At 65.1% G+C, this 295-nt stretch carries 1 protein-coding gene; it reads left to right on the top strand.

What is annotated here, in order from left to right:
- Window positions 1-10: 10 nt before the first annotated feature.
- Window positions 11-295: dTDP-4-dehydrorhamnose 3,5-epimerase family protein (locus tag A3722_RS15820; RefSeq protein WP_150120523.1), on the top strand; the 285-nt coding region annotated here is incomplete at its 3' end.

Below are 295 nucleotides of genomic sequence, written 5' to 3'. Positions count from 1 at the left end.
GAGGGCCCTCATGCAGATCGAAGAAACCACCCTTCCCGGCGTCTTGGTCCTGACCCCGCAACGCCACGGCGACCGGCGGGGTTTTTTCAGCGAAAGCTGGAACCGCGCCCGGATGGCGGCGGCGGGGCTGGACTATGACTTTGTGCAGGACAACCATTCGCTTTCGTCCCAGAGCGGCACCTTGCGGGGGCTGCACTATCAATCGCCGCCCCATGCGCAGGCCAAACTGGTGCGCTGCGGTCAGGGCGCGCTCTGGGATGTGGCGGTGGATTTCAGAGCCGGATCGCCCAGCTTT

This window comes from Sulfitobacter sp. HI0027, assembly GCF_001634775.1.
GTDB lineage: Bacteria > Pseudomonadota > Alphaproteobacteria > Rhodobacterales > Rhodobacteraceae > Sulfitobacter.
Note: the sequence above shows the minus strand (reverse complement) of the source record. Positions and strands in the feature narration are given on the sequence as shown.